Annotated in this window: 2 protein-coding genes; both read right to left on the reverse strand. The window is 74.7% G+C overall.

The window, feature by feature from the left end:
- Positions 1 to 6: 6 nt before the first annotated feature.
- Positions 7 to 5,220, reverse strand: a complete 5,214-nt coding sequence (locus tag JQX11_RS21340) for a type I polyketide synthase (protein WP_204926731.1) — start codon at positions 5,218 to 5,220, stop codon at positions 7 to 9.
- A complete protein-coding gene (locus tag JQX11_RS21345; RefSeq protein WP_372444619.1) occupies positions 5,217 to 9,143 on the reverse strand; it encodes an SDR family NAD(P)-dependent oxidoreductase in 3,927 nt (1,308 codons plus the stop codon). The genes JQX11_RS21340 and JQX11_RS21345 overlap by 4 nt, the downstream gene beginning before the upstream one ends.
- Between the last annotated feature and the right edge of the window lie 15 nt (positions 9,144 to 9,158).

The raw sequence follows: 9,158 nt of genomic DNA on the forward strand, positions 1-9,158 counted from the left end.
GGGCTGCTAGACGCCGAACCTGCTGTCGATCAGATTGAGGACCTCCTGCCGCGACGCGCCGGTCAGGTCTATTGCGGACGGCGTCGACCGGTCGTCGAGGTCGGACAGCAGGCGACCGAGCCGGTCCGTGACCTGTGGTCGGATGCCGTCGTGCGGGTCCAGGGACGCGAGCTGCGCCTCCAGTCGGGTCAGCGTCTCCAGGACGGGCGGCGGCGCGGCCTCCTGCGCCGGCCCGGCCGCCGCGCGCAGATGGGCCGCCAACTCCTCGGGGTTCGGGTGGTCGAAGACCAGGGTGGGCGACAGTCGCAGGCCGGTCGCGGACTGCAGCCGGTTACGCAGTTCCACGGCCATCAGCGAGTCGAACCCGAGGTCGGTGAAGGCCCGTCCGGCACCGACGGCGTCCGGGCCCGGGTGACCCAGGACGGCCGCTGCGTGGCCGCGTACCACGTCCACCAGCACCCGGTGCTGCTCACCGGGGGACAACCCGACCAGCCGGTGCAGCACGTTGCGCTGTTCGGTGCTGCGGTGTGCCGGCGCGGGGCGCAGGCCCCGCATCATGGTCGACGGGTTGTCGTTCGCGGCCGTGTCGAGACGCGCGGGCACGAGCAGGGGCATGTCGGTCCGCAGTGCGGCGTCGAACAGGGCGAGTCCCTCGGCGGCGGACAGTGGCGCGACGCCGGCCCGGTCCACCCGGGCGCGGCCGGTCGCGTCCATCGCGGACGCCATCCCGTCGCTCTGCGCCCACAGCCCCCAGGCCAGTGACTGGGCGGGAAGCCCCAGCGACCGGCGGTGCGCGGCGAGGCCGTCGAGGGTGGCGTTCGCCGCCGCGTACGCGCTCTGGCCGGGGCTGCCGAGGATCCCGGCGGCGGAGGAGAACATCGTGAAGAAGGCCGGTGGCCGGTCCCTGGTCAGGTCGTGCAGGGCGATGGCGGCGTCGACCTTCGCCCGGAGCACGCCGGCGACCCGCTGCGGCGTCATCGACTCGACCACGCCGTCGTCGAGCACGCCCGCCGCGTGGACGACCCCGCCGATCCGGACCCCGGCGAGCACCCGCGCCAGCGCGTCGCGGTCGGCGGCGTCGACCGCGACGACGTGTGCCCCGAGGTGCTCGACGAGTTCCGTGGCGGCGGGCGACTCCGGCCCGCTGCGGCTGAGCACCAGCAGGTTCCGCACGCCACGGTCGACGACGAGGTGGCGGGCGACCAGCCGGCCGAGCGCGCCGGTGCCGCCGGTGATGACGACCGTTTCGTCCGGTGGCACCAGCGGTTCGTCGTCGGTCGCGGCGGGCACCGGGGTCCGCGCCAACCGGGGCACCAGCGTCCGGCCGTCGCGGACCGCGATCTGGCTCTCCCCCGCGGCGGCCAGGGCGCTCAGGGTCCGCTCGTCGTGGGTGCCGTCGGTGTCGACGAGGACGAGGCGGTCGGGGTGTTCCGACTGGGCGGAGCGCACCAGACCCCACACTCCTGCGCCGCCCAGGTCGGACACGGCGTCGTCGGCAGTCACCGCGACCGCACCGTACGTCTGGATCATGAGCCGTTCGTGGTCGTCGTGGTGACCGGCGAGCCATTCCTGTACCTGCCGCAGGGCCTCGGTGACCGCGTCGCGCGGGTTCGCCCCGCCGCCCCGCCGGACGTCGAAGGTGATCCCGGCGGGCTCCGGTCCGGCCGGCGTCGGCTGCCACCGTACGTGGAACATCGCTCGCCGCAACACGGTGTCGGCCGCCACCTGTTGCGTGGTCACCGGCCGCAGCGTCAGGGAGTCCACCGCGTACACGGGGCTGCCGGCCTGGTCGAACGCGGCGACCGCGACGGTGTCCGCGCCGGTGCGACGCAGCCGCACCCGGACCGCCGTGGTGCCGGGGGCGAAAACCGCGACGCCGGTCCAGGCGAAGGGCAGGCCGGCGGCGACGAGCAGCGTGGCCGCGTGCAGGGACGCGTCCAGCAGGGCCGGGTGCACCAGGTGGCGGCCGGCCTCCTCCACCGTCACCTCGGCGTCGACGACGTCGTCGCGCCGCCACGCGGCACGCAGGCCCTGGAACGCCGGGCCGTAGGCGAAGCCCTGGTCGGCGAGCCTGTCGTAGGTGCCGTCGGTGTCCACGGGCGTGGCCTGCGCCGGGGGCCAGGTCGGTTCGGCCAGGGGCAGGGGCGGCTGCCGGTCCGACAGGGTCCCGGTGGCGTGGCAGGTCCAGCCGGGTTGGTCGGGTGGCCGGGAGTACACCTGCACGGTCCGCCGACCGGTGGCGTCGCCCGGTTCCAGCACGACCTGCACCGGGATCTCACCCTGGTCGGGCACCGCCATCGGCGTGGCGACGGTCAGGTCGTCGACGACGGGGCAGCCGACCAGGTGGCCGACGGTGAGGGCGAGGTCGACGAACGCCGCGCCGGGCAGGAGCACCGTCGCCCCGTACGCGTGGTCGGCCAGCCACGGCTGGGCGTGCCGGGACACCCTGCCGGTCACCACCAGCCGGTCGGTGTCGGGGGATTCCACCACCTCCCGGAGGATGTCGTGGTCGAGGGCGGACGGGCCGCGTCCGGTGTCGCGCCCCAGGCTAATGCCGCCGGCCCAGTACCGTTTGTGCTGGAAGGCATAGGTCGGCAGGTCGATCCGCCGCCCGGTGTCGCCGAGCCACGCGGTCCAGTCGACGGTCCGGCCGTCGGCGTGCGACCGGGCCAGCGCGGCCAGGAGCGCGGCCGGTTCGGCCAGCCGGCGGCGCTGCGTCGGCACCCACGGCACCGGCGCGGTGGCCAGTCCGGCCAGTACGGCGTCCGGGCCGATCTCCACGCAGGAGGTGACGTCGTGCCCGGCGAGGGCGTCGACGCAGTCGGCGAACCGGACGGTGTTCCGGACGTTGGCCATCCAGTGTTCCGGAGTGCACAGTTGCGCCGGCGTGGCGGGTTTCCCGGTCACGCCGGACAGCAGCGGCAGGACGGGTGGCCGTAGCTCCACCGTCGCCAGGACCGCACGGAAGTCGTCGAGCATGCCCTCGATCAGCGGGGAGTGGAAGGCGTGGCTGACGGCGAGCCGCGTGGTCCGGACGCCCCGGGCGGACAGGTCGGCGGCGGCCGCGAGGACCGGCTGTTCGGCTCCGGAGAGCACGACGGCGGTGGGTCCGTTCACCGCGGCGAGGGCCACCTGTGCGGACAGGTACGGTGCCACGGCCGCCTCGTCGGCGCGTACCGACACCATCGCGCCGCCGGGCGGGAGTGCCTGCATCAGCCGGGCGCGGGCGGCGACCAAGCGGGCCGCGTCGGGAAGGGACAGCACCCCGGCCACGTGTGCGGCGACGAGTTCGCCGACCGAGTGGCCGAGCACCAGGTCCGGTCGGATGCCGAAGGTCCGCATCAGTTCGGTGAGCGCCACTTCGACGGCGAACAGTCCGGTCTGGGCGTACTGGGTCTGCTCGACCGGCTCCGGGGTGTCGCCCCAGACGACCTCGCGCAGCGGTCGCGGCAGGTGCCGGTCCAGCTCGGCGGTGACCGCGGCGAATGCCGCAGCGAACGCCGGGAACGCCCGGGCGAGTTCGCGGCCCATGCCCGGTCGCTGGGCGCCCTGCCCGGTGAACGCGAACGCCGTGAGCCCGGCCGGGCGCGCCTCGCCGGTGAACACGGTGGGGTCGTCGGTTCCGGCGGCCACCGCGGTGAGGCCCCGTCGCAGGTCGGTCAGGTCCGATCCGGTGACCACCGCGCGGTGCGGGAGCGCCGGGCGGGTGGTCAACGTGCGGGCCACGTCGGCGGGGTCCGGTTCCGGCTGGCGGTCCAGGTGGGCCAGCAGGCGCCCGGCCTGCGTCCGCAGGGCTTCGGGCGTGTGTCCGGACACCGGCCAGACCAGGCCGGGGGGTGTCGTCACGGCGGTGTGGGGCCCGGCTGCCGGCGGGGCAGGCTCGGCCGGTGGTTCCTCGATGATGACGTGCGCGTTGGTTCCGCTGACGCCGAATCCGGAGATCCCGGCCCGCCGTGGTCGTTGTCCGCGGGGCCAGTCGCGGGGTTCGAGGAGCAGGCGTACGCCGCCGCCGGACCAGTCCACCTGGCGGCTCGGCTCGTCGACGTGCAGGGTGCGGGGCAGTCGGCCGTGCCGCATCGCGAAGATCATTTTGATGATGCCGGCGACCCCGGCGGCGGCCTGGGTGTGGCCGATGTTCGACTTGACCGAGCCCAGCCACAGCGGGCGTTCCGGGGGCCGGTCACGTCCGTAGGTGGTGAGCAGGGCCTGCGCCTCGATCGGGTCGCCGAGAGTGGTGCCGGTGCCGTGTCCCTCGACCACGTCGACGTCGTCCGCGGCCAGGCCGGCGGCGGCGAGTGCCCGGCGGATCACCCGCTGCTGGGCCTTGACGCTGGGGGCGGTGAAGCCGTTGGACGCGCCGTCCTGGTTGACCGCGCTACCGCGCACGACCGCCAGCACGGTGTGCCCGTTGCGTCGGGCGTCCGACAGTCGTTCCACCACCAGGACGCCGACGCCCTCGGCGAACCCGGTGCCGTCGGCGGCCTCGGCGAAGGACCGGCACCGGCCGTCCTCCGACAGTCCCCGGCGACGGCCGAACTCGATGACCGCCTCCGGGGTCGCCATGACGGCGACCCCACCCACCAGCGCCAGCCCGCACTCCCGGGCCCGCAGCGCCCCGGTGGCCACGTGCAACGCCACCAGCGACGCCGAGCAGGCGGTGTCCAGGGTCATCGCGGGACCTTCCAGACCCAGCGTGTACGAGATCCGGCCGGAGATCATCGCGCCGGTCCCGGTGCTGCCGAGGTAGTCGTGGTACATGGCGCCGACGAACACGCCGGTGTCGCTGCCCCGTAGCGTGGTCGGGTCGATCCCGGCCTGTTCGATCGCCGACCACGACACCTCCAGCAGCAGCCGCTGCTGGGGGTCCATGTCCAGGGCCTCGCGCGGTGAGATGCCGAAGAAGTCGGCGTCGAAGACCCCGGCGTCGTGCAGGAACCCGCTGCCGCGGGTGTAGGTGTGCCCGGGCGTTCCCGGCTCGGGGTGGTAGAGGTCCTCGGCCCAGCCCCGGTCGGTGGGCAGCGGTGTGATGCCGTCGCCGTCCTCGACGACGAACTGCCACAGTTCCTCCGGCGACCCCACCCCGCCCGGGTACCGGCACGCCATGCCCACGATCGCGATCGGCTCCCGCAGCGAGTCGGCCAGTCCGGAGTTGCGCAGGCGCAGCCGTTCGTTCTCCTTGACAGCGGCGCGGAGCGCCTGGACCAGCTTCTCGTCGCTCATCGGGACGGGACCTCCTCGTCTGGGTCGCCCGGGTGGGCACCGCCGAGCGCCATCGCGATGAGGCTGTCGGTGTCCAGGTCGTCGATCGCCTGCAGCGCACCCGCCCGGGCCGGATCGCCGGAGGCCAACGCGAGCAGCCGGTCCAACAGGCCCGATCCGCGCAGCTCGCTCATCGGGATGGTGTGCAGCAACTGCCGGATCTGCTCGTCGTCGGCGGTGCCGGCGGCCGGTTCGGCCACGGGGAACAGCACCGTGTCCAGGTGCCCGGCCAACTCGTCCACGTTGGCGTGTTCGAAGACCATGGTGGCGGGCAGGCGCAGGCCGGTGGCGTCGTCGAGGCGGTTGCGGAACTCGACCGCCATGAGCGAGTCGAACCCGAGGTCGGTGAAGGCCCGGTGGGGGCCGATCGTCGCGGTCGTGGGGTGTCCCAGCACCGCGGCCGCGTGGCCCCCCACGAGGTCCACGAGCATCCGCCTGCGGTCCTGCGGCGCGCGTCCCGCGAGCCGGTCGCGGATGTCGTCGCGGCGGGGCTCCTGCCGTGGGGGTCGCGGCAGCAGGCTCCGCAGCACCGGTGCGGTCGCCTCCCCGGCTGCGGGGTGCAGCCGGGCCGCCACCACGACGGGCCGGGCGCAGCGCAGCGCGGCGTCGAACAGCAGCAGGCCGTCCCCGGCCGGCAGGGGGGTGACCCCGGCGCGGGTCGCGCGGGCGCGGTCCGCCGCCGCCATGCCGCCGGTCAGGGTCGAGGGTGTGTCCCACAGGCCCCAGACGATCGACCGGGCTGGCAGCCCTCGGGCCCACCGGCGGGTCACCAGCGCGTCCAGTGCCGCGTTGGCCGCCGCGTAGGCGGCCTGTCCGGCGTTGCCCAGGGTCCCCGCGAGCGAGGAGAACACCACGAAGAACGACAGGTCCTGGTCGCGGGTCAACTCGTCCAGCCACCCGGCGGAGGTGACCTTGGTGGACATGACGCGTCGGACGCGGTCGGGGGTCAGCGACGTCACCGGGGCGTCGTCGAGCAGCGTCGCGCAGTGCACGACCCCGCCGATCCGGACACCGTCCAGGGCCCGGCCCAGCGCCGCACGATCGGACACGTCGACGGCGAGCACCCGCGCGCCCAGGTCGGCGACGAGCCCGGCGGCCTCGGGTGCGGCCGGCCCGCTGCGGCTGAGCAGCAGCAGGTCGCGGACGCCGTGCTCGGCCACGAGGTGCCGGGCGATCAGCGCGCCGAGGCCGCTGGTGCCCCCGGTGATCACGACGGTGGCCTGCGGATCGACGGCGGGAAGGTCGGCGTCGGCCGTGGTGGGCAGCAGCCGGGGCACCAGTGCGCCCACGGGGCGCACCGCGATCTGGGGCTCGTCCCACCCGCAGAGGTCGGCCGGCAGTTCCCCGGTGCCGTCGGCGGGCAGGTCGGCCAGGATGAACCTGCCGGGGTGTTCGACCTGGGCGCAGCGCACCAGGCCCCAGACTGCCGCCGCGTCGGGCAGCGCCGGGTCGTCCTGCGGGGTCGTCTGGACCGCGCCGTGGGTCACGAGCACCAGCGGCCGGTCGGCGGCGCCGGCCAGGCGGTGCCGGAGGATCTCCAGGACGTCTCCGGCGTCCCGACCGGTGACGTCGATCCGGTCGTGGCCGTCGGTGCCGGCAGGGTCGCGGTGGTGCGGAGGTTGCCACTCGACCGCGAACAACGCGTCGCGCACCCGGCTGTCGGCCGGGTGGCCGCGCAGGGTGAGCGCCTCCACGGTCAGGACGGGGGTGCCGGTCTCGTCGGTGGCGTCGACGGACAGGGTGTCCGGGCCGGTGGGGCGCACCCTCGCCCGCAGGACCGCACCGCTCGGCGCGTGGAAGCGCAGCCCGTTCCAGAGGAACGGCACCCGGGGCCGGTGGCCGTCCGGCAGGAACACCGAGGCGTGCAGGACGGCGTCCAGCAGGGCCGGGTGGGTTCCGTAGCCCTGCGGGTCGGTGGTGGTCCGGGCCTCGACGAGGACCTCGTCGCCGACGCGCCAGGCCGACCGCAGGCCCCGGAACGTCTCGCCGTAGGCGAAGCCCCGGCCGGCGAGCCCGGGGTACAGCCCGTCGAGGTCGATCGGCACCGCCCCGGGTGGGGGCCATTCGCCCGCCGGGCCGGCGGTCTGCGGCCCCGCCGGGGAGAGCAGCCCCGCCGCGTGCTGCGTCCACGGGCCGTCGTCGTCACCGGTCCGGGCGTAGACGGCGACCGGACGCCGGTCGGCGGCGTCCGGGCCGTCGACGGTCACCTGGATCTGCACGGTGCCGGTGACGGGCAGGACCAGGGGTGTACGCAGCGTCAGTTCGTCGAGGGCGAGATCGTCGACGGCCCGGGCGGCGCGACGCACCAGTTCCACGAAGCCGGTGGCCGGGAAGAGGTTCACGCCGTGGATGACATGGTCGGCCAGCCAGGGAAGGGCAGCGACGGACAGCCGGCCGGTGAAGACCCGTCCGCCCCGGTCGGGCAGGTCTACTCCCGCACCGAGCAGGGCATGGTCGACGGCGTCGAGGCCGGCGCGGGTGACGTCGCCGGTCGCGAGGCTGACGGCGGGCCAGAACCGGGTGGACCGGAAGGGGTACGTCGGCAGGTCGACCCGCCGGGCGCCCGGGAACAGCGCCGGCCAGTGCACCGCGACGCCGTGCACGTGGGCGCGTGCGGTCGCGGTGACCACGGTGACGTCCTCGGGCTGGTTGCGGCGGCACAGCGGGATGTTGGCCGCGGTGCGGGGGCCCAGCGCCGACAGGACGGAGTCCGGACCGATCTCCAGGGACACCGTGACGCCGAGGTCGGTCAGGCGTGCGACGCGGTCGGCGTAGCGCACCGTGTCGCGGACGTGGCGGACCCAGTAGCCGGGTTCGGTGACGTCGCCGCCGGCGACGATGTCGATCTCGGGTCGGTTGAACGTCAACCGGTCGACGACGGCCTGGAAGTCGGCGAGGACCGGCTGCATGAGGTGGGAGTGGAAGGCGTGGGACACCCGTAGCCGGGTCGACCGGTCGAATCCGGCGGCCACCCGCAGGACCGCCTCCTCCGTTCCGGCGATCACCACCGCGCGGGGGCCGTTGACCGCGGCGATGGACACCTCGTCGGACAGCAGGGGCAGGACCTCCTCCTCGCCTGCCCGTAGCGCCACCATCGCCCCGTCGCCGGGCAGCGCCTGCATCAGGCGGGCGCGCTCGGCGACCAGCGTGCACGCGTCGTCGAGCGAGAGGACGCCGGCGACGTGGGCGGCGGCGATCTCGCCGATCGAGTGTCCGGCCACGTGGTCGGGCACGATCGCCCAGGACTCGGTCAGCCGGAAGAGTGCCACCTGGAACGCGAACAGGGCGGGTTGGGCGTTGCCGGTCTCGGCGAGTCGGTCCTGGTCCTGGCCGAACAGCACGTCGCGGATCGGCAGCCGCTCCAGCACCTCGTCCATGGCCTGCGCGAAGGCCGGGTACCGGCGGTACAGTTCGGCGCCCATGCCGGGCCGTTGGGAGCCCTGCCCGGAGAAGACCATCGCCAGTCGGGGCGCGGGCGCGGCGGCCGCCCGGAAGAGTCCGGTGCCCGCACCGCCGTCCGCGAGGGTCTGCAGGGCCGTGCGGAACCCGGCACGGTCACCCGCGACGATGGCCGCACGATGCTCGAACACCGCCCGGGTCGTCGCCAACGAAAACCCGACATCAACCGGATCAAGATCCACACACGACAACAACTGCTCCGCCCGCGCCCGCAGAGCATCCGGACTCTTCGCCGAGATCACCCACGGCACGACCGACAGAACAGGCGACACCGGCCCGGCTGACGGCCCCGGCTCGGCTGGCCGCTCCGGCTCCCCCGCCTCCTCCAGGATCACATGCGCGTTCGTCCCACTGATCCCGAACGACGACACCCCCGCACGACGAACCCGACCCACCTCCGGCCACACCCGCGCCTCACCCAACACCGCAACCCCACCACC

It is taken from the genome of Micromonospora humida, from assembly GCF_016901255.1.
In the GTDB taxonomy this organism is placed as follows: Bacteria; Actinomycetota; Actinomycetes; order Mycobacteriales; family Micromonosporaceae; genus Micromonospora; species Micromonospora wenchangensis.

Excerpts from the sequence above, each read along its gene's own strand:
- JQX11_RS21340 (WP_204926731.1), bottom strand. The coding sequence starts at position 5,220 with ATGAGCGACGAGAAGCTGGTCCAGGCGCTCCGCGCCGCTGTCAAGGAG.